This window comes from Streptomyces sp. NBC_01320 (genome assembly GCF_035974375.1).
GTDB lineage: Bacteria > Actinomycetota > Actinomycetes > Streptomycetales > Streptomycetaceae > Streptomyces > Streptomyces yanii.
The window spans coordinates 10,214,721-10,241,157 of the sequence record NZ_CP108390.1 but is presented as its reverse complement, the minus strand read 5'-3'; the positions used below and the strand labels follow the sequence as shown (position 1 = coordinate 10,241,157).

Sequence of the window (26,437 nt, the reverse complement as noted above, 5' to 3'; positions counted from 1 at the left end):
TCAAGCGGCGGCGGCCTTGCCGACTGCCACTGGGAGGCGAGTTGTCCGTTGATGGGCCGTGGGCATGTCGCCGCGGATTGTGCCGGACGGGCCGCGGGAGTGGACCGAGCCGCTGCTCCGGAAGCGGAGCACAGGTTTCGCCACCCGGACCGGTCTGGGACTTCGGGCCGCCGAGGCCGTGCCACCGCAGAAGCCCGTGAGAAGATCCCTTCACAGTGTGCGCTGATACCGACCGCGGAAGGTGACGATGTACGCGATATCCCTGGGCGACGACGGCGCCGAGGTGCGCCCGCTCGAGCCGTGGCGGGCCGAGGAGTTCCTGGCCCACATCGGCCGAGGACGGGAGTTCATCGGGCAGCACAACGCGCTGCCCGACGTCGTCACTGACCTGGAGTCGAGCCGGGTGTTCCTCCAGGCGTACGCAGACAAGACCGCGGCCGACGCCGGCCGGCTCTACGGCATCTGGACGGACGACAAACTGGTCGGCGCGGTCCTCTTCCGGACCATGGACGTCAAGCAGGGCACGGCCGAGGCAGGCTGCTGGCTGGAGCCGTCGGCGGTAGGCAAGGGCCTGGTGACCCGGGCCGCGCGCGTGATCATCGATTGGGCGATCGAGGAACGGGGCATCCACCGCGTGGACTGGTGGGTCTCGGCAGCGAATGAGGCCAGCATCGCTGTGGCCAGGCGGCTCGGGATGACCAAAGACGGTGTACTGCGGGAGAGCTACCTTCACCGGGGCAAGCGGCACGACGAGGAGGTCTGGTCGGTCCTTGCGCCGGAATGGCAGGCCGGCAAGCAGGCGTCTTGAGCTCCTAAGCATTGTGGGACGCAGGCGTTGCAGGCCGATGGTCGCACAACCTGGGGTGAGGAAGGCCTGATTGGATGTCGGCACCGGCCGCCCAGCAGATACGAAGGCCGCGGACCCGGTGCACGGAGTCGACCAAGCTGGGAAGCGACAAGCCCCCGTCGATCGTGACAGCATCCGAAGAGTGAGGCCCTCCCCTCCGGATTCATTCACAGATCCGGGATGAGCCCGGAGGCGATCTTGCTGCCCCTCCACACGAAGGTTGCTGGTCCGGTCATGCCGGCCAAGCACGTCGCGCCGATGACGCCGAGGACAGGGTCGCTTGTCGTGCGCCCCGGGGTAACCGCCCTGCAGCCGGATCCCGGTTTCCTCGCAGCTGCGGCAACCAACAACTCGGGGAACTCGGTCGCCCGGTCACCTACAGTGGAACTCGCACCGCTGCGCTGAACGCCATCTCACCCGGCACCATCGACACCGGCGCGTGGGCCGGGCCGAAGGGCTCCTTCCTGGCCACCGCGCAGACCGCCGTCTTCGCCATGACCAGCACCTTCACGACCAGCATGGATCCGGCGGTCGACGGCGGACAACCTCCGATCCTGCCGTTCCGGACGTCGCACATCCCCTCGGCTCAACTCCGGACACGGAATGAGCTCGAACGGCTACTCCTCGCGTTCGTACTCAGCCTGCGCCCGCTTCTTGTCGAGTTCATCCTGGGCGGCGCGGTAAATGTCGCTGACGACCTTGCGGACAGCCTGCGCATCGGCCCCAGGCGAGGCGTCCCGGATGCGGTCGGCCCACTCGTCTACGCCATGCAGATTTTCCGATTTCTCACTCATATGACATTTGTACCCTTTTGAGGCTTCACTTGTCTCCTCTACCGCTAGGAGCGTGTCCCGGTAACGGGCAATCGGCTGGTGATCGTGACGGTGAGATCGGTGGTTGCTCGCTGGGTGCCTGCTGAGGCGGGTGGCCTGGTTATGTCGGCTTGGGGATCGGCCTGAAGGGGGCCGTTGACCGGGCTGGTCAGCTGATCGCCGCGGCGAGTCCTGCGGTTCCGGCGTGTCGGAAGATCTTGCGGAGGTTGTGGCAGGCGGCCAACAGTCGCCACTCGCCGCGGGCTCCGTCCTCACCGCGCAGGAGGAGTTGGCGGCCGTTCTGGCAGGTCATGATCTGGCCGAAGACGGGTTCGACGATGGCTTTGCGGCGGCTGTAGGCGGCCTTGCCGGGCTTGGTCCGCAGTTTGCGGGCCATGCGCTCCTTGAGGGTGGCGCTGGCAGGGATGCGTCCGCGGGGCGCGGGCGGGACCTGTTCGTCGTGGCCGAGTCGGCCGGTGGCCATGAACGTGTCGGTGCCGCAGGCGAGTTGGCGCTCTTGGGCGGCTTCCAGGTTGGTTTCGGAGCAGTAGCCGGCGTCGACGAGGGCCTGCTTGGGGTGGACGCCGGTGTTCTGCGCGGACTGGTCGAGCATCGGGGTGTAGTTCAGCGCGTCCGAGGCGTTGGTAGTGATGTCGGCGGCCGTGATGACCTGGTGCTTTTCATCGACGACAGCTTGGGCGTTGTAGGCCTGGATGTAGGCGCCGTCGCTGTTCTTCATGATCCGCGAGTCGGGGTCGGTGAAGTTGGCCTGGGCCTTGGGCTTGGGCCGGACCTTCGCGGCGGCCTTCTGCCCGGCGTCGGTGACGGCCCGTTCGTCGCTGGTCCCGGCGCGCTCCTGACGGCGGCGTTCCTTGTCCTCGGCGTGGCGGCGGGCCTTGTCGGCAGCCTCGGCCTCGATCTGCGCGCGGGCGGCCTGCAGCCTGGCCAGGCGCTTCTCACGCCGGTCCAGCTCGGCAGGCAGGTCGGCCTCTTTGCCGTCCACGCCGAACCGGGCATCTTCGGTGGTATCGACTGCTTCGGCGTCGTCCAGCAGGGACCGGGCCGCGGCCTCCAGGGCGGCGATCTCGGCTTCGATCTGCTCTTCCTTGCCGATCAGGCGGCCGTAGCTCATCGCCTTGTGTTTGGAGGCGCTGGCCTCCAGCTTGGTGCCGTCCAGCGCGACGCGGCCCATCTTGACCATGTCCAGCTTCCGCGCCAGGTGCAGCGACTGCAGGAACAGGCCGGCGAGCGCGTCCAGGTGGCGGCGGCGGAACCGGGCGATCGAGCGGAAGTCCGGAGTCTGGTCGGCGGCCAGGAACCGGAACGCGACGTCATCGACACACTTACGCGTGATCGCCCGCGAGGAGCGCACCCCGGTGGTGTAGCCGTAGATCAGCAGCCGCACCATCAGCCGCGGGTCGTAGGGCGGGTAGCCGCGCTTTTCGGTGTAGTCGGCCAGGATCGGCGACAGGTCGAGCACCTCGTCGACCAGGTCGGCGACGAACCGGGCCAGGTGGTCCTCCGGCAGCCAGTCCTCCAGCGACGGCGGCAGCAGCAGGACCTGGTGCGGGTCGAACGCCCGGAACGTCTTGTCCACCGCCGCGGGACGACCCTGCGGCTGCTTCTTCTCACCCGGCTCGATCTCGAACAGCCCATCCCGATCACGCATACCGTGATCATCCCGCACGAATGATCACGAACCGCAGGCGGGGTGCGGGTTACTGGGACACGCTCCTAGGTGAAGCGGCAGTGGAGACCGCCTACAGACCGCGGCGGCGTAGGTGACAGCGGCCTGGCGGGCAATCGCGCTGGAACAGCTGCGGCGGATGCGAGCCGGGCCGGAACAGCACCAGCCCGCCCCGATCGGTGTCGCCTGTGGTGATCGGGGCTGCGGCTGTTCGTCCGGCCGGCCCAGGCACCTCCGCCCCGATATCGGCATGTCACAGGCGGTCGCGGCCCGAGCCCGCAGAGTCCCCAGGACCTGTTCAGCCGGCCGCAGAGTCCTCTTTTGCTCGTGCCGGGCGCTGGTTTTGCTCGTGCCGGGCGCTGGCTAACGACCTGATCCACTCTCTATCGTGCGACCAGGTCGCAAGCGGCAGGAATCGCTGCCACCGCCTCGATCAGCCCGCTCCGGAGCTTCGTGGGAAGCGTGTAGCCGCCCCGGTAGCCCTTCATCGTCCTGACTCAACTTCCGTCATCGCGTTGCTGTGAGTGATATGCGTCAGGAGACCGGCGGGACCGAGGACAAATATCAGATGTAGACGATGGGGCAGCCACGCCGGATCGAATGCTGGGCAGCGCGCAGGAACAGTGCGACGTAGAAGGCTGTGTCCAGGTCATCGCCCCACGGTCCCCGTCGAACGGCGGCCAGTTCCTTCGCTGCTCCGTCCATGAACCACGTGGTCAGGTCGAGGTTGTCGCACATCGCCGGGGTCTCGGCTGGCAGGTCGACAGCCGCCGCCAACTTCTCCGCGATTGCCAGCGCCTGAGGAGCACCGACGACCATGGTCGAATCGGTGTAACCGGAGTTGATGGGCAACCAGATCTCCTCGTCGAGGGACAGGGGCACGAGCACCGTCCAGCCGCAGGCGGTCTCCACTTCCTCCCGTGACAGGTGCGCCTGACACAGAGCGGCCGGCCGGAACCGTCACAGTCCAGCGCCCGGTGTCCGACGCCATGTCACGATGACTACGACGCGACGCTGCCGTCTGCCGGCACCATGCGTGTTGTGGGCGTAGGTGTGGCTGTGCGGTTCCGGGGGTGCGCCGAGGGATACCCCCGCATGCCGGAAACCCCGGCCCGATTCCGACGGGCCGGGGTTTCCATGTCATGCAGACCCTGCTCTACCACCGGTCGTAGTGGTCTCCTACCACTCCCTGTCGTAGTGGTCCCGGACGACCCGGAAGCTGCCCACGACACCGTTCTTGACGAACACGCCGCCACGGATGTGGTGACGGGTGAAGACACCGTTGCTGGTGCTCCAGGGACCGACCGTCGCAACCGGGGAACCGTTGTCGCAGGTTGCCCCACGGAAGAACTCAACGGTGCGGCGGCTGTCGTTACGGACGTTGAAGCTCCGGGCGCCCAGACCGCTGACCACCGTGATGCAGCCGTCCTCACCGCGAGCCGAGTAGGAGCGCTCGTTGATGAAGATCCGGCCCTCCTCCTTGTGGCGGAAACCACCACGCTCGTTGCCGCCACGCTCGTTGCCGCCACGGTTGCCGCCACCGTAGCCGCCCTCGTTCCCCTTGCCACCGTTGCCCCCGTTGCCACCGCCTTCACCACCGAGCGGAGCCGCGTCGGGGGCGACCTGCTGAGCAGCCGGGGCGGCTTGCTGGACGGACGGGGCAGCGGCCGGGGTGGATCCGGCGGCCGAAGCATAGGTGATGCCGGTAGTGGCGATGACCGCGGCGCCCACTGCGGCGGCGGTCACGGCGACGGTACGCGTCTTCATGTCACTTCTCCCTTGTCTCTGAGGGTCGGCCGGGCAACCGGCCTGTGACGAACGTACTTATGGCGCCTTTAACTGGCATCTCGGACGTATCACCAGAGGGCCGACCGGGTGTACGCACGCCCCGCGCCGCGCATCGATCAGCACATGACATACCGTCAATACATATGAAAGTAAGCTTATTTGGCACACGATTAGGCCTTCTGGGCGACTTGATGACGCCCGATCACCCTGTCGGCAGCATGTCGCCCGGCCCCGCACACCGAAAAACCTCACCCCACCGCCCTGAACAGCCGTCACCGGCACCCACCCCACCACCTCGACCGACCACAACGACCGACCACACCGTTCCTGGGCAGTGAGCAGGAGTGAGTCCTGGCTCACCGGCACGCCCCGAACGGTCTTGGGCGCACTGGTCCTCCGCTTTCGCGTCCCGGGCGGCGACGCATATCCCGTATGCGCTCCGTTCCAGGTGGGCGGAATCCCTACGACCTGGCCATATGGGTGTGGCCAGAGGCGACGGGGAGGCCCCGAACCATCTCGCTGGTGACACGGGGGCCCCGACTGCTGACACCACACCCGGCGTCCCAGATCGCACCGAGAACGTTACGCACACCCCGCCGGGCATACCCGCAGCTCATCGCGCCGTTCACCCAATCGTGTCCATGTTCGCCAAAACGATGTGCCGGCCCAACAGTTGTGAACCCCTCTCGCGGACCAAGACGGCGTCGGCATGCCATGGACGTCCTGCGATCGCCACCATGGCCCAGGCCATCGATCGAAAGTCACTGGCCCGGAATGAAGGCGCAGCTCAGCCGGGCCATCGGCCAAGCGCGTGACGGATCCATCGCTCGTAAGAGGTCACGTCGCTTCGAGCGCGCGTGTCCCTTACATCCCCTCTGCTGCAATGTGCTAGATAACTGCAGTAATCCGGTGCCCCACGCCGGACCCGCGGGACGGCCCTGATACCACGCCGATGGTGTCAGGGCCGTCGACGTTCGGTGAGGTCCCGACAAGGTGGCGTGGTCGAACCGGATGACGGCGCTGCTTGAACGCAACGGATGGACTTCGCCACGGAAGCCGGACAGCCTCGCGACGGACAAGACCTACAGCAACGGAACCCTGCCGCGAGTACCTGCGACGCCGTGGCATCCGGCACACCATCCCCGAGAAGACCGACAGCCAGGCCGCCCGTCTGCGCAAGGGATCGCATGGCGGACGCCCACGGGGCTCCGACAAGGCGCGGTACAAGAAGCGCCACACCGTCGAGCGCGCGATGAACAAGGTGAAGCATTCGAGGGCAGCCCCTCGCGCTGGGCTCCGTGCGCTGTTTCGTGCTATCCGCCGGTCCGTTGCACGTTGATGACGAGCAGGGCGATGTCGTCGTTGCGGGGTGCGCACTGCGTGGCGTAGTGGACGAGATTGTCGGCGAGGGTCTCCGCCGTCTCACCCGGGGCTCGTGCGAGACGCTCGGCGAGGCCGGCGATGGCGTCCTCGATGTCCATGCCGGGGGCTTCGACGAGTCCGTCGGTATAGAGAGCAAGCACGGTGCCCGGAGGCAAGGCGATCTCGGTGGTCGTGTAGTCGGCGGTCGGATCGATGCCGAGCACGAGACCGGGCGGCAGGTCGAGGACTTCGGTGTATCCGTCGGGGTGACGCAGGAGCGGTGGAGGGTGGCCGGCGGTGGCCAGGCGGGCACGGTGGTGTGCCAGGTCGAGGTGGATGTAGAGGCAGCTGGTGAAGAGGCCCGGGTCGAGGTCGATGAGCAGGTGGTTGGTGCGGGCGAGGACTTCGCCGGGGGATACGCCGGCGGTGGCGTGGACTGCGGTTCGGACCTGGCCCATGAGGGCGGCGGCATTGACGTTGTGGCCTTGGACGTCGCCGATGGCGGCGGCGGCGTTCGTGTCGTCGAGGCGGATGAGGTCGTAGAAGTCGCCGCCGATGTCCACGCCGTGGGTGGTCGGGAGATAGCGGGCGGCCAGCTCAAGACCGGGAATCTGGGGCAGGGCGTGGGGCAGCAGCGCGGCCTGCAGACTGTGGGCGAGTTGGTATTGGGCGTCGTAGAGGCGGGCGCGTTCCAGGGCTTGGGCGATCAGCCCGGCAATCGAGGTGAGGATGGCACGTTCTTCTGTGGCGAAGGGGTGGGGCCGGTCGTAGGCGAGCACCATCGAGCCGACCGTGCGGCCGGAGGCAGTAAGGGGCAGGAACGCCCAGGCCGCCATGTCGTCCTGGAGGACGGCGGGGGGATAGGCGCGTTTCAGGTCCGCGAAGGTGGCGAAGAAGGCAGGAACGCCGGTGGCCAGGACGCGCGCGGCGGGGGTGTGTGAGGTCAGGGGGGCGGCGTCGAAGCGGTCCATGAGTTCGGTGGTGTAGCCGCGATGGCTGACGATCCGCAGGCGGCCTTCCTCCGCGGTCATCAGGGCGAGGGCCTGGATACCGAAGGCGGGCATGATCTGGCGGGGGACCCGGTCGACCACGTCCTGCACGCCGACGGCTTCGGTGAGCGTGGCGGCCAGGTGCAGCAGGTGGTAGGCCTCCCCTGCCCGGCTTGGCGTGGTCGGCGACGTGGCGGGCTGCGCCTCTGGAGTGTCCTCGGCATGGGCCGTGGGGGCGGGAGTGATACGGACACTGATACCGGAGGCATCCGGATGGAGCTGGAAGGACAACCAGCGATCCGGCGGGCGCCGGGCGGTGAAGGACGTGGTTTGGCGGCTGACCACCGCAGATCGGTAACAGTCTTCGAAGACTGGGTCATCCAGCCAGGGCAGCGCTTCCGAGAGGAGCGCGCCCAGCAGGTCGGGAATGTCCGCTCCGACCAGTTCTGCAGCGGCAGTGGTGATGAAGGAGATCCGGCCTTCCAGGTCCAGCGCGCAGCAGCCCCCGGGCAGGCGCTCGGCAAAGTCGACCGCGGCCATTGCCTCGCCCGGACACGGAGTGTAGGAGCGGTACGCCGACAGCACCCGCGGCTCGGATCCGGGCAGCACCGGGTGGTCGCTGTCGGCGGCCTGCTGCAGGAGCAGCCCGGTGTGGCGGCAGAAGACGTCGATCGCATGACGCTCGTGCTCGGACAGCTGCGGCGGATGCGAACCGGGCCAGAGCAGCACCAGCCCGCCCCGATCGGTGTCGCCTGTGGTGATCGGGGCTGCAGCTGCCGCAAAGTGGTAGGGCACCACGAGCGCGGGCCTCGGGTAGCGGCGTGCCATCTCTTCACGGCTACCGACCCACACCACGCGTCGCTCGCGTACGGCCTCGGCCACCGGAATCGGGGCTGCCAGCGCCACCTGTGCCCATGGTGCGACGATCTGCGGCGGAACCCCCGTCAGCAATGCCATCCGCAGTACCGTCTCGCCCGACGGCAGCAGGTACATCACGCCCACAGACGCACCGGTCTCATGCACGACCCGGATCAGAGCGGGGTCCAGCAACTCCAGGCCTGAACCCGCTGCGGGGGTGAACGCCGCCTCCCGCACGCTCTCACCCTCCCTCGGCGACACCGGACCGGGGTCCCCTCACGCGCCCGAAGCGATTCCGGGCGGCTTCAGCTCTGATGCCGAGGCCGGCGGCGCTCCTTGACCGGCCGACCCCGGCCCGCCCGTCGGCCTGCACTGCCCCGCGTACCAGGAGCCCGGTCGGTCCAGGTATCACCGGCACAGTGGCGCAGTGGCAGTCTCCCGCTGGGGGAAGGTCACTCGCCTGCTGCGCAGGGGCCTGTACCCGTTCCAGCTGCTCTGCACCGACGAGCAGCATCGCCTGCCGAGCCCCTGCGCTCTCCCTCCGACGGCGCCGGGCCCGCCAGGCCACCTGCCGATGTACCGGATGGCAAGAACGCCGGCCACGACCTGCCGGTGCCGGCGATGGCATGTGGCACCAGCCGAACCGAACGTCGCGCATATATGGACAATACGCCCGCCGTGTCGTAGGGGCATTCGATGTCGGCACATCACGGACGGTCGTAGCCCGAGCACGCAGGCCCCCAGGATCTGCTCAGCCGTCCGCAGAGGGCTCTCCTGCCGCACCTGCCGACACCCCACCCCATGGCAGCCCTACGACACCACCCGACAAAGCCCTGCCAAGGGCTGTCCCGCAGCCCCTGGCAGAACAGCGCTCGGCGCCGGATGCGGTACATCGCAAGGCGGAGGGGCGTCCGCATACGAGATGTATTCGGACGTTCCGACAACGCGGCGAGGTGCCGTAGCTGTCGTCGCGCGCCCGTCAGGGACTACGGGACGGCCCGCAGGTGCCGGCCATGCTCGTCATGCGTGGAGGCGACAACGGAGTGCCACGTTCGGATATGACAACCACGACTCGACCTCGGCAGGATTCTATGAGCGAGTCGACTCGTAGTCGGGAAGTACGGCCGGGGTGGTCCGGGTTGCCGGGCGCATGGTCAGGATCAGTACGGCCAGCCCGGCGAAGATGACCGCCGCGACGACGCCCGTCACGTGCAGGCCGACGGTGAACGCCTCCCGCGCGGTGTGCAGCAGTTCCGTGCCCTGACCGGCGGGAAGGCGCTCGCCGGCGGCGACCGCGCCGGCCAGCGAGTCGGATGTGCCGTCCATCCGGCTGCGGTAGACCACCGCGGCCACCACACCGAGCAGCGCGAAGCCGAGAGAACCGCCGAAGTAGTTGCCGGTCTCCGACATCGACGCCGCCGAGCCGGCGCGCTCCGGCGGTACGGACCCGACGACCAGCCCGGTGCCCAGCGCGAACAGCGGGCCGGTGCCCAGCGCCAGTACGGCGATGCCGATCATCACCAGCGGCAGGGCGCTCGCACCGCCGACACCGACGCCGACCAGCAGCAGGCTGCCCAGCGCCGACCCCACCAGCCCGCCGGCGATCGCGGTCGTCTGCTTCATCCGCCGGCCCAGCGCCGGCGCGGCCATGGTGCCGACCGCCACGCCCAGGCCCATGGGGGCGAACAGCACCGCCGACGCGAACGGCGAGTGGCCCAGCACGCTCTGCAGGTACTGGGTCACCAGCAGGCCCGTACCGGCCATGGCGACGCCAGCAAAGACCAGCGCGACGAGTACGGCCGTGAACGGGCGGTTGCGGAGCAGTCGCAGGTCAAGCAGCGGCGTCTCCAGCCGCAGTTGTCGGCGTACGAACAGGAATCCGATGGCTGCGCCGACGACGAGGGCCACCGCCGAACGGGCCGGCTCGCTCTCGACGGTCAACTGCTTGATGCCGTAGACCATCAAAAGTACTGCCACGAGCGACAGACCGACGCCGGCCAGGTCCAGCCGGCCGGCCCGGTCGCTGCGGTACTCCGGCAGTAGGACCGGCCCGGCGAGCAGCAACAACGCCATCGCCGGCACAGCGACCAGGAACACCGACCCCCACCAGAAGTGCTGGAGCAGGAATCCGGCGAGTACGGGTCCGAGCGCGCCGCCGGTGAACTGGCAGGTCGCCCAGATCGCGATGGCCTGCCCGCGCTGCCGTTCGTCGCGGAACATGTTGGTGATCAAGGCAAGTGTGGACGGCGCCAGGGTCGCGCCGGCGACGCCCAGCAGCGCTCGGGCGACAATCAGTGTGAGCGGGTCGGCCGCGAAGGCGGCCACGACCGACAGCACCGCGAACGCCGCTCCGCCGATCATCAGCAGCCGTCGACGGCCGATCCGGTCGCCGAGCGTACCCATCGTGATGACCATGCCGGCCACCATGAATCCGTAGCTGTCACTGATCCACAGCTGCTGGACGTTGGTGGCCCCCAGGTCGGCGCTCAGCCGTGGGAGCGCGAGGAGCAAAGCCGTCATGTCCATCGCGACGAGCAATGTCGGCAGCATGAGGACGACCAGTCCCAGCCACGCCCGGTTGACTCGCATATCCGAACTCCCTGTTCTCTCGACGTTTCGCCGGTTGGTCGGAGCGGTCGAGAGCTTCTTGACATCAGTACGGACGGAAATCTCTCGCGTCTGCCACGGTGGGGCGTCACCGGAATTGACGACCTCGCGGTCCGGGCGATGCGACGGCGAAAAACTCATGCGAACGTTCGGGCGCGGGATGTCAAGACGACGGCGGCGGCTCCGACCAACCGGTCGAAGGGCCCAGCCGGGGCCCGCGAACCACGAGGAGTACAAGATGAAGTTCCTGATCAGCCTGCATATCAACCCGGCCGTACTGGAAGCGCTGACCGACGAGGAGAAGGCGGCGATCGGCAACGGCCACGGCAGGTTCATCGAGGCGGTGAAGAAGTCCGGCGAGCTGATCACCACGCAGGCGCTGGTCGATCCGTCACAGGCCGCTGTGGTGTCCGTACGCAACGGCCAGCCGGTGGTGACCGACGGACCTTTCCTGGAGTCCAAGGAGTATCTGGGCGGCTTCTACCTGATCGACTGCGAGAACAAGGAGCGGGCGATCGAACTGGCATCGCAGATCCCGGACACCACGATCGAGGGTCTCGGGGTCGAGGTGCGGCAGGTGATGTTCGCTGACGGACAATTGGAGGCATGACAGCACGAGCCATCGAGGACCTGCTGCGTGAGTTCACGCCGCAGGTCCTTGGCGCATTGGTACGTCGGCACGGCCAGTTCGAAGGCTGCGAGGACGCCGTACAGGAAGCCGTCCTCGCCGCCGCCGTGCAGTGGCCGGCCGAGGGAGTGCCGAACAACCCGCGCGGCTGGCTGGTGACTGTCGCGTCCCGGCGGCTCATCGACCAGATGCGCAGTGACCACGCGCGCCGCGAGCGGGAGTCGGCGACGGCCACCGAGGTGGTGCCCGAGGACGTACCGGACACCGACGACACGCTCGTCCTGCTGCTCCTGTGCTGCCATCCGACGCTGACCGCGGCCTCCCAGACCGCCCTGACGCTACGGGCGGTCGGCGGCCTGACCACTGCCGAGATCGCCCGCGCATTCCTGGTGCCGGAGGCCACGATGGCGGCCAGGATCAGCCGGGCCAAGCAGCGCATCAAGGCCGCCGGGAGCTCGTTCAGCCTGCCGGACGGCGCGGAGCGCGAGGAGCGGCTACGGGTCGTCCTGCATGTGCTCTACCTGATCTTCAACGAGGGCTACACCGCCTCCTCGGGCAGCGAGCTGCACCGCGCCGACCTCGCGCACGAGGCGATCCGGCTGGCCAGGATGGTGCACACGCAGCTGCCCGAGGACGGCGAGGTGACCGGGCTGCTCGCGCTGATGCTGCTGACCCACGCCCGCCGGGAGGCACGTACGACCGCGGCCGGCGACCTGGTGCCGCTGGACGAACAGGACCGTACGCAGTGGGACCGCGGGCTGATCGACGAGGGCACCGAGCTGGTCAAGACGTCGCTGGCCGGCCCGGCGCTGGGTCCTTACCAACTGCAGGCCGCCATCGCCGCCACGCACGCCGACGCGGCCACGGCCGAGGAGACCAACTGGCCGCAGGTGCACACCCTTTACTTGATCCTGGAACGGATCGCGCCCAACCCGATGGTCACCCTCAACCGGGCGATCGCGCTCGCCGAGACCGAGGGCCCGCCGGCCGGGCTGGCCCTGCTGTCCACATTGGACAGGGACGAGCGGATGGCCGGGCACCACCGGCTGCTGTCCGTGCGGGCGCATCTGCTGGAAAAGTCCGGCGACACGGCCGGGGCGTACGAGCACTACCGGCGGGCCGCGAAGTCCACCGCCAGCATCGCCGAGCAACGCTACCTGGAGTCCCGGGCCAGCCGGGTAAGAGCATAGATTCTGCCCCCGTCCCTCCCGGACAGTCATCGCCTCAGCTCTGGCGCGCCTGTCTGATACCTGGCGGCCGCCGGCTGTCCTCCTCAGCTTCCGGCTTGGTTACCCGGACAGCTTGCGTTGCCGCCGACGACAACGCTTACTGCATCGCCAGAAACCTGACACCGCATTTCCGCTGGAGAGTCCGGTTCGACCGGCGGGACCGGGCGTCACGGCACATCGCCGCGTACAGATCGACCTCGGCCACGGGTGAAGCCATCGCAGGAACAGCCCGGCGATGGCAGGCACCTCCGGTCAGAGCCTTGAGAACGGCCGGGGTCGCTGCTCGCCTCACTTGCTTGGTCCTTGAAGTGTGTGGGGAGGGTGGGAAACGGAGAGCGATCCTTGATCACCTCCGGGTAGGTTTCGGCCATGACTGGTGAATGGCGTACGGATCGGATCGGGGCTGCTCTTCGTGGCGAGAACCCGACAGTACTGCGGCGGCTGGAGTCGGGTTTCGGAGTGATCGGTGATGTTCAGTTCCTGCCGGGTTACTCGGTCCTCCTTGTGGATGAACCGAACGTTCAACGGCTGTCCGACCTGCCGAAGGCCAAGCGGTTGTCATTCTTGTCCGACATGGACCAACTGGGCGAAGCGGTTGAACGGGCATGCCGACGGCTGGACCCGGCCTTCCGGCGGGTCAATCTGGAGATCCTGGGAAACACGGACCCCTTCTTGCATGCACATGTCTGGCCACGGTTCGAGTGGGAACCGGCCGATCTGGTGGGTGCGCCGGTGTGGCTCTATCCGCGTGACCGGTGGCACGACGAGCAGTTCAGGCTCGGTCCGCAGCACGCTCTGTTGCGGGATGCGATCGGCAGCGAGCTTGACCGGTTGCGCTCGACGGCCTGAAGGTGTGGGCGGTCCGGCCATCAGGGCGGCGAACCCGGTGATCGGCGAGGGGCAGCCTATGCCCATGGGAGTCGCCTCAGCGCGGTGATGTCGGTGACGCGGTTGGTGATCGTGGGGTGGGCGGCTTCCTGTGTCGCAAGGAGAGCGACGAGCGTCACCGGCTGATCGCAGTACGGGCGGTTCCGTACAACCGTCGATGCCGGCAGATCGATGCCGTCAGGAGGCCCTCCATCGCGGTCCGACGCCCCGGCAACACCCCCTACGGACGACGGCCCCGAATCCGGGCTCGGATCTGCCGGTGTCGGCCGGTAGGTGGACGATGGACACACTGAAAGCTATGCACGGGAGCCAGGGCGGCGAGGCGGTTCGCGCGGGCGGTGTGACGGACCTCTGAGGGGAAGGAGGGTCCGGCCGTGACTGAGGCCGACGGCCTGCTGGGCGACGCTGCGCCGGGGGCGGCCGATCCTTCGGCCGCTCCGGGCGGGCTGCTCGATGTGCTGGGTGTGGCCGCGGTGGTCCTGAACGCCGAGGGCCGGATCGCTCTGTGGAGCCCCCAGGCCGAGGAACTGTTCGGCTACACCGCCGGGGAGGCACTGGGCCGCAGCGCGATCTACCTGCTCATCGAGGAACAGCATCGGGAGCAGGTGATGTCCCTGTTCGCGCAGGTGATGGCGGGCTGCGGGGCCTGGGCCGGGGTATTCCCGGTGCGCCACAAGGACGGCAGCACCCGACTGGCCGAATTCCGCAACATGCGTCTCGAGGACGAGCACGGCCACCTCTACGCGCTGGGCATCGCTTCCGACCACGCCACGCTGCAACGGGTGGAGCGTGATCTGGCCTTGTCCATGCGATTGGTGTCGCAATCCCCGATGGGCCTTGCGGTCATGGACACCGACCTGCGGTACGTGCTGGTCAACCCGGCGCTGGAGCGCATCAACGGCCTGCCCGCCGAGCAGCACCTGGGCCGACGCGTCGGCGAGGTGCTGTCGTTCCTGGACGCCGACGCCACCGAATCGGCGATGCGGCGCGTGCTTGCGGACGGCGTGCCTCGGCTGAACCAGTTCACCACCGGCCGCACCGCGGCCGACCCTGACACGGAGCACGCCTGGCGTGTGTCGTTCTACCGGCTGGAGGACGCGTCCGGGCAGGTGATCGGACTGGCCACCTCGGTCGTGGACGTCACCGAGCAGCTGCAGGCAGCTGCCGCCGCCGTCCGGACCCGGCGGCGCCTGGCCCTGATCGCCGACGCGTCCGCGCGGATCGGCACCTCCTTCGACCTCGAGGTCACCGCCCGGGAGCTGGCCGACATCGTCGTGCCGGAGTTCGCCGACATAGTCGCCGTCGACGTCCTCGACTCCGTACTGGGGGGCACGCAACCCCACGACGACGGCGACACGGCGTCGTTCCGTGCGCTCGCGGTGAAGACCGCCTACCCCACGCCGGCAGTCCGTGCCGCCGACCCGGTCGGCGAGCTGGCGAGTTACGACGCCACGCGGCTGGTCACCCAGAGCGCGAGATCCGCCCGCCCCGTCCTGGTGTCCCGCGTGCGGGAGAGCGACCTTGCCCGCATCGCCCGCGACGCGAAGGCCGCCACCCTGCTGAAGGAGGCGGGACTGCACTCCTACCTCGCGGTGCCGCTGATCGCCCGCGGTGAGGTCCTCGGCGTGCTGGACCTCAAACGCGCCCGCAATCAGCAGCCCTTCGACCACGACGACCAGGTCCTCGCTGTCGAACTCGCCGCCCGCGCGGCGGTATCCATCGACAACGCCCGCTGGTACCAGCGTCAACGCCGCGCGGTGCTCACCCTGCAGCGCCACCTGCTGCCCTCCGAGCCCGCCCCCAGGCCCGGGCTGGAGATCGCCTACCGGTACCAACCCGCTGCGGCGGCCGACGAGGCCGGCGGGGACTGGTTCGACGTCATCCCACTGCCCGGTGAGCAGACCGCGCTGGTGGTCGGCGATGTGATGGGCAGCGGCATCAACGCGGCCGCGACCATGGGCCAGCTGCGCATCGCCGCTCGCACCCTCGCCGCACTCGGGCTGGAACCCGATGCTGTCCTCACTCAACTCGACGACATCGCCGTGGGTCTGGACGGCGCCATGGCCACCTGCGTCTTCGCCGTCTACGACCCGCACCTCCTGCGTTGCCGCATGGCGACTGCCGGCCATCTGCCTCCCGTGCTGACCCGGTCGGGTCAGGTACCGGAATTGCTCGGCCTGCCCACCGGAGCCCCTCTGGGTGTCGGCGGCGTTCCCTTCGAGACGATCGAGTTCCATCTGGGTATCAGCGACGAACTGGTCCTCTACACCGACGGGCTGGTCGAGACCCGCGACCAGGACATCGATGCCCGCCTCCAGGCGCTCACCGACCTGCTCAGCAACCCCCGCCGTCCTCTGGAAGAGACCTGCGACCTCCTGCTGGGCGCGCTGCGCCACCGGGACGACCACGACGACGTAGCCCTGCTCATCGCCCGGACCCGGCATATGCAGTCCGGACACGAGCGATGAAGCCACGGCGCGGCGTCCTGACGGAACCGTACGGCGACAGGTGGCCGACGCGGGAGCCGTGCCAGCCTCCGATGTCGAGGGTCATCAGGCCGGCGTCGGGGGGCAGGATCGGTCTCGCTCGGTCGGGTCATCAAGGCATCATGGAGGTCATGAGGGCTTCCCCTTCGGACGCGGCGAGTGCGGTCTGAGGCCCCACTCGGTCTCCGCGCTCACGGTCAGATGGCGTTGCTTCGAAGCTTCAGCGCAGGGCCGCGTTGACAGCGGTTGGCAGTCGACGTATCCCGGAATCTGAGGGTGAAAGGCACGTTCGAGGCCGAAACCGGCCGGTGCGGTTGCCGACCGCGATTCGCCGGGCCCGGACGCCGCGCCCCAGGTGCCGCGGAGCAGCCCCGACACCTGCCCGGCGGAGAGCATGGAGAAGGAGCGGGATCATGGCACGCTCGATCGGTATCGACCTCGGTACGACGAACTCTGTCGTCAGCGTTCTGGAGGGCGGTGAACCGGCTGTGATCCCGAACGCCGAGGGCGCCCGGACAACCCCGTCCGTTGTGGCATTCGCCAAGGGCGGCAACGTGCTGGTCGGCGAGGTCGCCAAGAGGCAGGCGGTGACCAATGTGGAGCGCACCGCCCGGTCGGTGAAGCGGCACATGGGTGAGGCGGCCTGGCGGTTCCCGGACTCCGGCAGCGTGGACGGGAAGCGCTACACCGCGCAGGAGATCTCCGCGCGGGTCCTGCAGAAGCTCAAGCGCGATGCGGAGGCCTATCTGGGTGAGGACGTGAGCGACGCCGTGGTCACGGTGCCCGCGTACTTCAACGACTCGCAGCGCACCGCCACGAAGGAGGCCGGGGAGATCGCCGGTCTGACGGTACTGCGGATCGTGAACGAACCGACCGCTGCGGCCCTGGCGTACGGCCTGGACAAGGAGAGCGAACAGACGATCCTCGTCTTCGACCTCGGCGGTGGCACGTTCGACGTGTCCCTCCTGGACATCGGCGAGGGCGTCGTAGAGGTGAAGTCCACCAACGGCGACACCCACCTGGGCGGCGACGACTGGGACCAGAGGATCGTCGACCACCTGGTGAAACAGTTTAAGAACAACTACGGGGTCGACCTCGCCAAGGACAAAATGGCCGTTCAGAGGCTGCGCGAGGCCTCGGAGAAGGCGAAGATAGAACTGTCCGCGGCAACCGAGACGACCATTAATCTTCCCTACATCAGCGCCTCCGCCGAGGGCCCGCTGCACCTCGACGAGAAGCTCACGCGTGCCCAGTTCCAGCAGCTCACCGCGGACCTCCTGGAGCGCTGCAAGAACCCGTTCCATCAGGCCGTGAAGGACGCGGGGATCAAGGTCTCCGGCATCGACCACGTCATTCTGGTCGGCGGCTCCACCCGGATGCCCGCCGTCACGGGACTGGTGGAGGAGCTGACGGGCAAGGACCCGCACAAGGGTGTGAACCCGGACGAGGTCGTCGCGATCGGCGCAGCCCTGCAAGCCGGTGTCCTGAAGGGCGAGGTCAAGGACGTCCTGCTGCTGGACGTCACCCCGCTGTCCCTGGGTATCGAGACCAAGGGCGGCATCATGACCAAACTGATCGAACGCAACACCACGATCCCGACCAAACGCTCGGAGATCTTCACCACGGCCGAGGACAACCAGCCGTCCGTCCAGATCCAGGCCTACCAGGGCGAACGCGAGATCGCGGCCTACAACAAGAAGCTCGGCGTGTTCGACCTGACCGGCCTGCCCCCGGCCCCGCGCGGCCTCCCACAGATCGAGGTCACCTTCGACATCGATGCCAACGGCATCATGCACGTCGGCGCGAAGGACCTCGGCACCGGCAGGGAACAGAAGATGACCATCACCGGTGGTTCCGCGCTGCCCAAGGACGACATCGAGCGGATGATGCGCGATGCCGAGGCCCACGCGGAGGAGGACCGCCGCCAGAAGGAGGCCGCCGACACCCGTAACAGCGCCGAACACCTCGTGTACACCACCGAGAAGCTCCTGGCCGAGAACACTGACAAGATCCCCGCGGACGTCAAGACGGACGTCGAGAACGCGCTGGCCGACGTCAAGGAGAAACTCAAGGGCGACGACACCGCCGCCCTTCGCTCCGCCGTGGAACGAGCAGCCACCGCTACTCAGAAGATCGGCACCGCCCTCTACTCGCAGGCCCGGACGGATCAGCCCCCCGGTCCTGCTGCCGACGCCGGACAGGGCGGCGAGGAGGACGTCGTGGACGCGGAGATCGTGGACGACGACACCGCGAAGGGAGGCACGTGATGAAGCAGCCGGCCCAGCCCCCGCGTCCGGATCTCCCACCCCCCGTGGTCATCCGCGACCGCAGGAGCATCGATCCCATCGCTCTCCGGCCCCGCCGACCTGAAGGTCAGGAGGCCACACCGTCGGCGCACACGGCGGCGACGGCCGGCCCGCCGACTGCCGGCAGCCGTGCCGCCCACAGTCCGTCCGGCCCCGAGCAACGCATCCGGCAACTGGAGGCGGACCTGGCCGAGCGCACCGAGGACCTGCAGCGAGTCAAGGCGGAGTACGACAACTACCGCAAACGTGTACGGAGGGACCGCCTCGCGATCCGGGAGGCGGCCGTCGCCAATGTCCTTGCCGGGCTGCTGCCCGTCCTGGACGCCATCCACCGGGCCCGCGCACAGGGCCACGTCACCGGTGGCTTCCACCAAGTCGCCGGGATTCTGGAGTCCCACCTCGCCGCGCTGGGCCTGCACAGCGTGGGCGAGGCAGGCGAACCATTCGACCCCCACATCCACGAAGCCCTCACCTCCACCACCGCCTCCGGCACCACCGGCGCGACCCGCATCGAGGTGCTGCGCCCCGGCTACCGGGTCGGCGCCCACCTGATGCGCGCGGCACAGGTGGCCGTAGCCGAGCGGCCGGCCCCGAGCCCGCCCCCGCCCCGCTGACCTACGGCGGGGCACAAGCGGCCGCACCGCGGCACGTGACCGGCCTACCGGTGGCGAGCCGACGGCTGCCGCTGTCGGCGGAAAGGAACACTCACCGGCTGCCGAACTGTCCGACCCCTGTCATAGCTCCCACTCCGCGTCGACGTAGCCCATCGTCCGGTTCATGGCGATGGCATTCGCTCGGGAACGCCGGGCTGCATGTCGGGCTCTGCCGAGCGGTCGGCGCGGAGGCGGGCAAGCGGGGCTGCCACCTCCCGGATGACCCCCCGGTCGGAGGGCCGGTGGGGGCAGGACATAGCGTGTGCGGTGGAGAGTACTAAGCCAAGCCTTACTTTCACTGCTCTCTGCCCGCGTTCAACCGCCCCATGGAACGAAGGAACAACAACCCCATGACACGCCCTGTCCGCGTCGCCATTGTCGGAGCCGGCCCCGCCGGTATCTACGCAGCCGACGCGCTGCTGAAATCCGAGTGCGCACTGGACCCGGGTGTATCGATCGACCTGTTCGAGCGCATGCCCGCCCCCTTCGGTCTGATCCGATACGGAGTGGCCCCTGACCACCCCCGGATCAAGGGCATCGTCACCGCGCTGCACCAGGTACTGGACAAGCCGCAGCTGCGGCTGTTCGGCAACGTCGACTACCCCCATGACATCGGCCTCGACGAACTGCGCTCCTTCTACGACGCGGTGATCTTCTCCACCGGCGCCGAAGCGGACCGCCCCCTCGACATACCGGGGATCGACCTCGACGGCTCCTACGGTGCGGCCGACTTCGTCTCCTGGTACGACGGGCACCCCGAGGTGCCGCGCACCTGGCCGCTCACGGCCGAGAAGGTCGCCGTTCTCGGGGTGGGCAATGTGGCCCTGGACGTGGCGCGCATGCTCGCCAAGACCGCGGACGAGCTGCTGTCCACGGAGATCCCGGCGAACGTGTACGAAGGCCTCAAGGCGAACAAGGCGCTGGAGGTGCACGTCTTCGGGCGGCGCGGTCCGGCGCAGGCCAAGTTCTCACCGATGGAGCTGCGGGAGCTGGACCACTCCCCCAACATCGAGGTCATCGTCAACCCCGAGGACATCGAGTACGACGCGGGATCGGTCGAGACCCGGCGGGGAAACAAGCAGGCGAACATGGTTGCCTCCACCCTGGAGAACTGGGCCATCCGGGACGTGGGCGACCGGCCCCACAAGCTGTTTCTGCACTTCTTCGAGTCCCCGGTCGAGGTTCTCGGGGACGACGGCAGCGTCGTCGGCCTGCGGACGGAGCGGACGGAGCTGGACGGCACCGGCAACGTCCGCGGCACGGGACGATTCACCGACTGGGATGTCCAGAGCGTCTACCGGGCGGTCGGGTACTACTCGGACGAACTGCCGAAGCTTCCGTTCGACCCCACCTCCGGCACTGTCCCTCATGTCGCCGGACGGGTTGTCGAGGGTGCGGAGCCGATGCCCTCGGTGTACGTCACCGGGTGGATCAAGCGGGGTCCGATCGGCCTGATCGGCCACACCAAGGGCGACGCCAACGAAACGGTCGCCTGTCTGCTGGAGGACCGGGCCGCGGGCCTGTTGCCGGCCCCGACGCAGCCTGATCCGGACGCGGTCGTCGCCTTCCTCGAGGCGCGCGGTGTCCGCTACACCACACGTGAAGGCTGGCACCGCCTGGACGCTCACGAGCAGGCTCTCGGTGCGGAACAGGGCCGTGAGCGCATCAAGGTCGTGGAGCGCGGCGCCATGCTGGAGGCGTCCGGCGCCTGACCGTACGGCTGCGCCGCCGGTGGTCCCCTCGGCGGGGACCACCGGCGGCGCAGCGCGTTGCGCAGAGTGCTGGGCGGGTGGGCCGGCCTGGGGGCGTTGAAGGCTGTCGTGAACGGTGCAACGATTCCGGGGAACCGCTCGTCCGCCCTTGGAGGGAACGCCTCGATGGATGACCAGCTCCGCCCCACGGCCGCGACGGTCTTCGACGCTCTCGGCGCCGACTACGAGCGAGCCTTCGCCGGCTCGGCGGCGCACCGGGCCTCGCTGCAACGCCTACTGACCCGACTCGCCCCGCACAGCCGGATCCTGGACGTGGGCAGCGGAACAGGCCGGCCGACCGCACAGAGCCTGGCCGACGCCGGTCATGACGTGTTGGGGGTCGATGTCTCGCCGGTGATGGTGGACCTCGCGGCCCGGCAGGTGCCTGGAGCGACCTTCCAGTGCGCCGACATCCGTGAACTGGCGCTGGAGGAGGAGAGTTTCGACGCGGTCTGTGTCTATTTCTCGCTCCTGCAGATGTCGCGAGAGGAACAGTCACGGCTGCTGCGGCGGCTCGGGCGGTCGCTGAGGCACGGAGGGCACCTGGTCGTGGCGACGGTGCCGCTGGATGTGGAGGATGTCGGCGCCGTATTCATGGGCCAGAAGGTGCACGTGACGAGCTTCGGCGCCGATGAGTTCACCTCGGTGGTGACCGGGGCAGGTCTGGCGGTCCAGTGGGAACAGAACAGTGTGTTCACCCCGTCCCACCCTGAGGCGGTACCCGAGCCGCACCTCTTCCTGCACTGCGTGCGCCTCTGACGCACGGGAATGATCGACGGATGCTGGCCCGCGTAGGGGCGGTGGCCCTCCGGCGCGGCGCGCCGAAGGACGTGGGCGGACGGCACCATGTCGAGTGAGGCGTCGACGGGGACCTGAGACGATGACCTACGGGGTGAGTCGGACGGGTCGCCCCTATCGCTCAACCCGCCTTCTGCGAAGGTGCGGCATAGCCCTTCCCGGGAAACCCGAGCTGCTGTCCGCTGCCCAGGTCCGCGGTTGTCCGAAGCACCGCAAGAGCCCTGCCGGTCCGCGGCTGCGACAGCAACGGACCGGCAGGACCAAGGCAACGATCTACGGATTCTTGTGGCGCTCCGGGTTCCGGGCGTCGAAGACTACGATCTTCCGGTCGAAGTCCGCGTAGAACGTGGCCGCGTAGCGGTCATCGGTGACGTCGACCGTAAAGTCCTCGCTCGTCTGCCAGTCGGCGCCCTTCGGCACCTCGGGCCGGATATCCGACAGCACCACTGGCGTACCTGGTTCGGACTTCCATGCGTAGTCCCGCCGCAGTCTCGCGGCGTCACCGTCTCTGAGATGGACCACTCCGGAGACCTGGAAGTCCGAGGGGCCGGGCACCACCGACCGGGCGTCGCCGAGAATCTCTCCCTTCCACACCACCGCCTCGAAGTCACCCAGTTCGGGGAAGCACTCGCCGACAAGTTTCTTGTCCCGCCGGATGCCTTGGTCGGATTTCCCGGCGGCATCGACGCGTGGAGCGCCCGTGCCTGCGGATTCTGCCTGCTGAAGCTCACCGCCGCAGCTGGTCAACAGGCCGCAGACGGCCAGAGCGGCAACCGCCGCAACAGCGCGCCCGGCCCGCCGGTCAACTGCGCCGCCCCGCGGCCCGGCTACTCGCCTACCTGTAAACATCGTTCCCTTCCGTGGTGCTGCCCGCCTGCCCGACCGTCCACGTCACGTTGCGCGTGAATGTAACGCGCACCAGGAATGGCTTGGCGCAGCCCAGCGTCGCGAAGCGGCGTTGACATTGTCCGGGACCCCGGCACGCCCTCCGTGTATCCGCCGCTCGACGCCTGAGCCCACTACCACGCCCGGCCCCGTACCGCTTTCGGGTGCGCGCGCCCAGATCCGGTCGGCCCCGGGAGCTTCCTCATCGGGCGCTCGGACGCGGAATTCGAGTGTGACTCAATTGTTCACCGTACAAGGGATCTTGACGCTCCTTCCGTTCGGTGGGGAGCATGAGGGCTCGCACACGATCAGCAGACGAACGGGGTGGGGCATGTCGAGGATGACACGACGGATTGCGGGCCTGGCGCTCGCGGCAACGGCATCGATGGGTATGGCGACCGCGGTGGCGAGCCCGGCAGAGGCGGCGAGCGGGACGTACATCGCCACGTACCGGTTCCTGTCCGACTGCCAGAACACCGGCGCGATGTACGTGCACTACGACGGTGCGAGCTCGTACAGCTGTACCGGCAACTACGCGGTGGGGTATTCGCTGTACGTGCAGTACATCGTCTGAGCCGGCGTGAACGGGTCCCGCCCTTCAGCGAGGGGCCGGACCCCGAACGTTCTTCCTGGGCCGTCCGAGCCCTTCCGGACAGGGAACCCGGCCAACAATGTGCCACTGGGGACTGCGATCATGTGAAGGTGCGATCGCTGACCGAATTGACCCATGTGAACGATCCCGCCTGGCCGGTCCTCCAGGAATTGTTCCGTTCCAGTCCGTCACGGCCGGAGGTGCTGTCGGCCGACCCGGATCGCAGTCTTGCGGGCCTTGAGCAGCTGCAGGTGACGACGCGGTCCTTCCTCGGATCCATGGTGGTGAACTGCGGCGGGCTGCTGCTGGACGGTGGATGGCTGCGGGTCTTCGGCGGGGTCGGGTCGCGCCGGATGCCCGGCCTGGCAGAGGTCAATGGCTTTCCACCGGCGGTCGATCCCGCCTGGCGCCCTGCCGGAGGCCTTGTCGTGGCCCACGACATCCTGGGCGGAGTCTTCGTACTGAACAGCTCCGACGCCGCCGACCTCGGGCGTCCGGGTGAGCCGGGGCAAATGATCTACTTCGCCCCGGACACGATGGAATGGGAACCTCTGGAGGCCGGGTATGCGGCCTGGCTGGAATGGCTGCTCTCGGGAGCTCTCGATCAGTTCTACGAGGGCCTGCGCTGGCCCGGCTGGCGCGAGGAGATCATGGGTCTTCCATCGACCGTGGGCATGACGGTCTACCCCTTCCTCTGGTCGGCTGAAGCGCAGAACGATCTCGCGGCAACCCACCGCAAGCCGGTGCCCATGTCCGAGTTGCTCGGCCTCAGTAAGGAATTCGGTCTCCAGCTGGGATCCGGCGACCCCGGTTTTCTCGGCAACCCCGGGACTGCGGACGTGTGAGGCAGGCGCAGAGGTCGTGTCGCTGCGGATGCAGCTCACACGCTTCGCGAGTGTGGCACCCACTCACGTGAGGGTACGAGCGGCACGCAACCGGCCGACCCGACGGGTTGACCGGTCGACCGGGTGCAGGGCGCGGCGGCACCCTACCCACGGCGTGGCCGGCGCCCCACCTCTTCCGGCTGTCCCCAGCGCGGTCTCCCAGGGAGGCAAAGCGACTCCACGCGGCCGCTCGTGGACCGCGCGGTGAATCCCTGGACCATGCCGGTGCCCACGGCCCTCTGCGCGGGCACCGCATCGGTTCAGCGGCCGCCGGAGACCCTCAGCACCGTACCGGTGGTGTAGGAGGCATCGGCCGACAGCAGCCACGCGATGGCGGCGGCGATCTCGTCCGGTTCGCCGGGCCTGCCGAGCGGGATCTGCGAGGCGGACTTCGCGGGCCGGTCGGGGTCCCCCATCTCGGCATGCATCTCGGTGTTCGTGATGCCGGGGGCGACGGCGTTCACCCTGACACCCATCGGGCCGAGTTCCTTGGACAGGCCGACAGTCAGTGCATCGGTGGCCGCCTTTGTCGCCGCGTAGTGCACATAGTCGCCGGGGCTGCCGAGGGTCGCGGCCGCGGAGGAGACGTTCACGATGGCGCCGGAGCCCAGCGCCGCCATGTCGCGTGCAGCCCTGCGGCAACAGAGCAGGTAACCGAGGAGGTTGACCTCGACCACGCGTCGCAGATCTGCGGTGCGGGCGTCCGAGAGCCGTCCCAGCGGGCCCGTCACACCGGCGTTGTTGACCAGCCCGGTCACCGCGCCGAGTTCGGCCGTCGCCGTGTCGAACAACCGCTCGACGTCGGACTCTTCGGACGTGTCGACCTGAACGGTCACACAGCGTCCTCCCGCCGCGCGCACCGCGTCCGCGGTCTCCTTGGCGGCCGTCGCGTTCTTGACGTATCCCAACACCAGATCGTGCCCGTCAGCTGCCAAGCGGAGGCACGTGGCGGCGCCGATACCCCGGCTTCCCCCCGTGACGATGGTGACCGAACGTGACATGCGCTGCCTCCCGTGGCTTCTGATGCGATGGTGACGACGCAGCAAGTCGTACCTCAGCGCCGCCCTGCCACCAAAACCGTGCCGCACCGGGCGTAGTTTCGGGCATGGTGCTGGGACGGCCGGATGCGACATGACGCGATGCACGACGCGGAGCACGGACGGTACGACCGCGCGGTGACGCCTTGGAAGCGGGAGCACCGGCGTGAAGCCGCTCCGGGTTGGGCCCACGTGGGGGCCGGCCGCGCACGGGCTGCGCACGACGGACCGGCGGCCCGGATTCGGCAAGGACCACGTCATCGTGGTGCCGAAGCACCATGTGCGCTCACTTCTCGAACTCGACGCTGCCCTGGCCGCCCACCTGCTGGAAGTCGTCCGGACCGCCGCCCGCGACGTCGTCGCCCGGCATGGGGGCTGCCAGGTGCTGACCACGCTCGGCGATGAGCAGCGCAACCGGCACCTGCACCTTCACATCGCTGCCGGGGACGGTGTCGCCCGGTTCGTCTCCCCGGACTGACGGACCGCACGGGCTGAGCGAAGTCCCGTGGACAGGGCCATCAGCACTGGGGACAGGGACAGACCGCCGGCGGTCAACAGCAGACCGGTGTCAGTCCCCACCGGCCTGACGGAATGCCGCCGAGCAGTGAACCGTGGGACGATGCCGGTGTGCTGACGGGGGTACTGGACGCGATCGATGCCGTGGACTGGGCCGCCGTGCCGGGCCGCGCAGGGTGGTACCGGCCGGGCGACGCCGCGTCCGGGCTGCGCGATCTCGCGTCCGCCGCAGGGCTGGTGGCCGTGGCGGAAGCGGCATCGCGGCTCGCGGGCGGCGGCCTGGTGCACGGCCACAGCGGGGCCGTGTTCCCTGCGGCCGTGATCGCGGCGCCGATCCTCCTGGACATCGTGGAGGCCGGGCACCCGTCGGCCGGACGGGCGGCGCTGGGTCTGCTCGACGAGGCCCTGTCGTCGTACCCGTTCGCCGGGGACACCCGGATCGGCACACCGTACGGCGCGGCAGTCCCGGTCTGCTGTGCACTCGCCGACCACATCCGTGCGCGGCGCGAGCTGCTCGCCGGTCACGGCAGGGCCGGCACGTCGTTGCTCGCCGACGCGGCCGGGCACTGGCGCTTCGTCATCGACGACTGTGTCGGGGCGGGCAGCGACACGTCGGCCTTCGGGGTGTTGGCGGGCACCGTTCCGGACGGCTCCCACCCCGCCGAACTGCACACCGCCGACGGTGTCACCGGTCTCGATGCGGTCCGGGTCGAATATCCGCCCGTGAACGCGAGCTGCGAGGCGTGTCTGCGTGTCGTCGGTGTCCCGCCCGGGGCGCTGCCGGCGGACGCGGTGGTGTTTCCCGCCGTGTGCGGCGAGCGGGAGCACTGACGA

The 26,437-nt window shown here is 68.7% G+C and carries 22 protein-coding genes; 13 read left to right on the top strand and 9 right to left on the bottom strand.

Going from position 1 to position 26,437, the window contains the following annotated elements; genetic code table 11:
* Positions 1–247: 247 nt before the first annotated feature.
* The gene (locus OG395_RS46500; protein WP_327248311.1) at positions 248–808 is read left to right on the top strand and encodes a GNAT family N-acetyltransferase; all 561 of its coding nucleotides are present in this window, start codon (positions 248–250) and stop codon (positions 806–808) included.
* 415 nt (positions 809–1,223) lie between these two features.
* Here OG395_RS46500 and OG395_RS46495 read toward each other — a convergent pair whose 3' ends face one another.
* From OG395_RS46495 to OG395_RS46465, 7 genes are all read right to left on the bottom strand, one after another.
* On the bottom strand, positions 1,224–1,367 hold the full coding sequence (locus OG395_RS46495; protein ID WP_327248310.1) for a hypothetical protein: 144 nt from the start codon (positions 1,365–1,367) through the stop codon (positions 1,224–1,226).
* 97 nt (positions 1,368–1,464) lie between these two features.
* Positions 1,465–1,641: a hypothetical protein gene (locus OG395_RS46490; RefSeq protein ID WP_327248309.1), complete on the bottom strand. Its 177-nt coding sequence runs from the start codon at positions 1,639–1,641 to the stop codon at positions 1,465–1,467.
* A gap of 187 nt (positions 1,642–1,828) precedes the next feature.
* A complete protein-coding gene (locus tag OG395_RS46485; RefSeq protein WP_442818744.1) occupies positions 1,829–3,256 on the bottom strand; it encodes an IS1182 family transposase in 1,428 nt (475 codons plus the stop codon).
* Positions 3,257–3,910: 654 nt separating this feature from the next.
* Positions 3,911–4,258, bottom strand: a complete 348-nt coding sequence (locus tag OG395_RS46480; RefSeq protein WP_327248308.1) for a hypothetical protein — start codon at positions 4,256–4,258, stop codon at positions 3,911–3,913.
* Between the two features lie 267 nt (positions 4,259–4,525).
* Positions 4,526–5,113, bottom strand: a complete 588-nt coding sequence (locus OG395_RS46475) for a hypothetical protein (protein WP_327241430.1) — start codon at positions 5,111–5,113, stop codon at positions 4,526–4,528.
* Between the two features lie 1,334 nt (positions 5,114–6,447).
* Complete coding sequence (locus OG395_RS46470; RefSeq protein ID WP_327248307.1) at positions 6,448–8,604, bottom strand: SpoIIE family protein phosphatase; 2,157 nt, start codon at positions 8,602–8,604, stop codon at positions 6,448–6,450.
* An 828-nt stretch (positions 8,605–9,432) separates the two neighbouring features.
* Positions 9,433–10,932 (bottom strand): MFS transporter, encoded by a 1,500-nt coding sequence (locus OG395_RS46465; protein ID WP_327248306.1) that lies wholly within the window; start codon positions 10,930–10,932, stop codon positions 9,433–9,435.
* Positions 10,933–11,188: 256 nt separating this feature from the next.
* Here OG395_RS46465 and OG395_RS46460 point away from each other — a divergent pair, with 256 nt between their 5' ends.
* The 8 genes from OG395_RS46460 to OG395_RS46425 all read left to right on the top strand — a co-directional run bounded on the left by OG395_RS46460 (position 11,189) and on the right by OG395_RS46425 (position 21,650).
* Positions 11,189–11,560, top strand: a complete 372-nt coding sequence (locus OG395_RS46460; protein WP_327248305.1) for a YciI family protein — start codon at positions 11,189–11,191, stop codon at positions 11,558–11,560.
* A complete protein-coding gene (locus tag OG395_RS46455) occupies positions 11,557–12,768 on the top strand; it encodes an RNA polymerase sigma factor (protein WP_327248304.1) in 1,212 nt (403 codons plus the stop codon). The genes OG395_RS46460 and OG395_RS46455 overlap by 4 nt, the downstream gene beginning before the upstream one ends.
* A 408-nt stretch (positions 12,769–13,176) precedes the next feature.
* Entirely contained in the window at positions 13,177–13,656 is a 480-nt protein-coding gene (locus OG395_RS46450; protein ID WP_327248303.1) for an HIT family protein, read from the top strand.
* A 413-nt stretch (positions 13,657–14,069) separates the two neighbouring features.
* A complete protein-coding gene (locus tag OG395_RS46445; protein ID WP_442818680.1) occupies positions 14,070–16,163 on the top strand; it encodes a SpoIIE family protein phosphatase in 2,094 nt (697 codons plus the stop codon).
* 431 nt (positions 16,164–16,594) lie between these two features.
* Positions 16,595–18,448 (top strand): molecular chaperone DnaK, encoded by a 1,854-nt coding sequence (gene dnaK / locus OG395_RS46440; protein WP_327248302.1) that lies wholly within the window; start codon positions 16,595–16,597, stop codon positions 18,446–18,448.
* Positions 18,448–19,101 (top strand): nucleotide exchange factor GrpE, encoded by a 654-nt coding sequence (gene grpE / locus OG395_RS46435; RefSeq protein ID WP_327248301.1) that lies wholly within the window; start codon positions 18,448–18,450, stop codon positions 19,099–19,101. The genes dnaK and grpE overlap by 1 nt, the downstream gene beginning before the upstream one ends.
* Before the next feature lie 389 nt (positions 19,102–19,490).
* The gene (locus tag OG395_RS46430) at positions 19,491–20,852 is read left to right on the top strand and encodes an FAD-dependent oxidoreductase (protein WP_327248300.1); all 1,362 of its coding nucleotides are present in this window, start codon (positions 19,491–19,493) and stop codon (positions 20,850–20,852) included.
* Between the two features lie 165 nt (positions 20,853–21,017).
* Positions 21,018–21,650 carry a class I SAM-dependent methyltransferase gene (locus tag OG395_RS46425; RefSeq protein WP_327248299.1) on the top strand — a complete coding sequence of 211 codons (633 nt, stop codon included), beginning with the start codon at positions 21,018–21,020 and terminating at the stop codon, positions 21,648–21,650.
* A 312-nt stretch (positions 21,651–21,962) separates the two neighbouring features.
* Here OG395_RS46425 and OG395_RS46420 read toward each other — a convergent pair whose 3' ends face one another.
* Positions 21,963–22,436: a hypothetical protein gene (locus tag OG395_RS46420; protein ID WP_327248298.1), complete on the bottom strand. Its 474-nt coding sequence runs from the start codon at positions 22,434–22,436 to the stop codon at positions 21,963–21,965.
* Between the two features lie 478 nt (positions 22,437–22,914).
* Here OG395_RS46420 and OG395_RS46415 point away from each other — a divergent pair, with 478 nt between their 5' ends.
* Together OG395_RS46415 and OG395_RS46410 are read left to right on the top strand one after the other, a co-directional pair.
* On the top strand, positions 22,915–23,148 hold the full coding sequence (locus OG395_RS46415; protein ID WP_327248297.1) for a hypothetical protein: 234 nt from the start codon (positions 22,915–22,917) through the stop codon (positions 23,146–23,148).
* A gap of 128 nt (positions 23,149–23,276) precedes the next feature.
* Positions 23,277–24,011 (top strand): DUF2625 family protein, encoded by a 735-nt coding sequence (locus OG395_RS46410; protein WP_327248296.1) that lies wholly within the window; start codon positions 23,277–23,279, stop codon positions 24,009–24,011.
* 299 nt (positions 24,012–24,310) lie between these two features.
* Here the strand turns inward: OG395_RS46410 and OG395_RS46405 are convergent, their stop codons facing one another.
* Entirely contained in the window at positions 24,311–25,051 is a 741-nt protein-coding gene (locus OG395_RS46405) for an SDR family oxidoreductase (RefSeq protein WP_327248295.1), read from the bottom strand.
* Between the two features lie 202 nt (positions 25,052–25,253).
* Between OG395_RS46405 and OG395_RS46400 the strand changes: the two genes are divergently transcribed.
* Both OG395_RS46400 and OG395_RS46395 read left to right on the top strand, forming a co-directional pair.
* Complete coding sequence (locus tag OG395_RS46400) at positions 25,254–25,565, top strand: HIT domain-containing protein (RefSeq protein ID WP_327248294.1); 312 nt, start codon at positions 25,254–25,256, stop codon at positions 25,563–25,565.
* A 149-nt stretch (positions 25,566–25,714) separates the two neighbouring features.
* Complete coding sequence (locus tag OG395_RS46395; protein ID WP_327248293.1) at positions 25,715–26,434, top strand: hypothetical protein; 720 nt, start codon at positions 25,715–25,717, stop codon at positions 26,432–26,434.
* Positions 26,435–26,437 lie beyond the last annotated feature (3 nt).

Bases quoted from the DNA above. Each gene is read 5' to 3' on its own strand.
- OG395_RS46415 (WP_327248297.1), top strand. From the start codon at position 22,915: ATGACACGACGGATTGCGGGCCTGGCGCTCGCGGCAACGGCATCGATG.
- OG395_RS46500 (WP_327248311.1), top strand. From the start codon at position 248: ATGTACGCGATATCCCTGGGCGACGACGGCGCCGAGGTGCGCCCGCTC.
- OG395_RS46475 (WP_327241430.1), bottom strand. From the start codon at position 5,113: ATGAAGACGCGTACCGTCGCCGTGACCGCCGCCGCAGTGGGCGCCGCG.
- dnaK (WP_327248302.1), top strand. From the start codon at position 16,595: ATGGCACGCTCGATCGGTATCGACCTCGGTACGACGAACTCTGTCGTC.
- OG395_RS46460 (WP_327248305.1), top strand. From the start codon at position 11,189: ATGAAGTTCCTGATCAGCCTGCATATCAACCCGGCCGTACTGGAAGCG.
- OG395_RS46450 (WP_327248303.1), top strand. From the start codon at position 13,177: ATGACTGGTGAATGGCGTACGGATCGGATCGGGGCTGCTCTTCGTGGC.
- OG395_RS46495 (WP_327248310.1), bottom strand. From the start codon at position 1,367: ATGCTGGTCGTGAAGGTGCTGGTCATGGCGAAGACGGCGGTCTGCGCG.
- OG395_RS46455 (WP_327248304.1), top strand. From the start codon at position 11,557: ATGACAGCACGAGCCATCGAGGACCTGCTGCGTGAGTTCACGCCGCAG.
- OG395_RS46490 (WP_327248309.1), bottom strand. From the start codon at position 1,641: ATGAGTGAGAAATCGGAAAATCTGCATGGCGTAGACGAGTGGGCCGAC.
- grpE (WP_327248301.1), top strand. From the start codon at position 18,448: ATGAAGCAGCCGGCCCAGCCCCCGCGTCCGGATCTCCCACCCCCCGTG.
- OG395_RS46430 (WP_327248300.1), top strand. From the start codon at position 19,491: ATGACACGCCCTGTCCGCGTCGCCATTGTCGGAGCCGGCCCCGCCGGT.
- OG395_RS46405 (WP_327248295.1), bottom strand. From the start codon at position 25,051: ATGTCACGTTCGGTCACCATCGTCACGGGGGGAAGCCGGGGTATCGGC.
- OG395_RS46465 (WP_327248306.1), bottom strand. From the start codon at position 10,932: ATGCGAGTCAACCGGGCGTGGCTGGGACTGGTCGTCCTCATGCTGCCG.
- OG395_RS46425 (WP_327248299.1), top strand. From the start codon at position 21,018: ATGGATGACCAGCTCCGCCCCACGGCCGCGACGGTCTTCGACGCTCTC.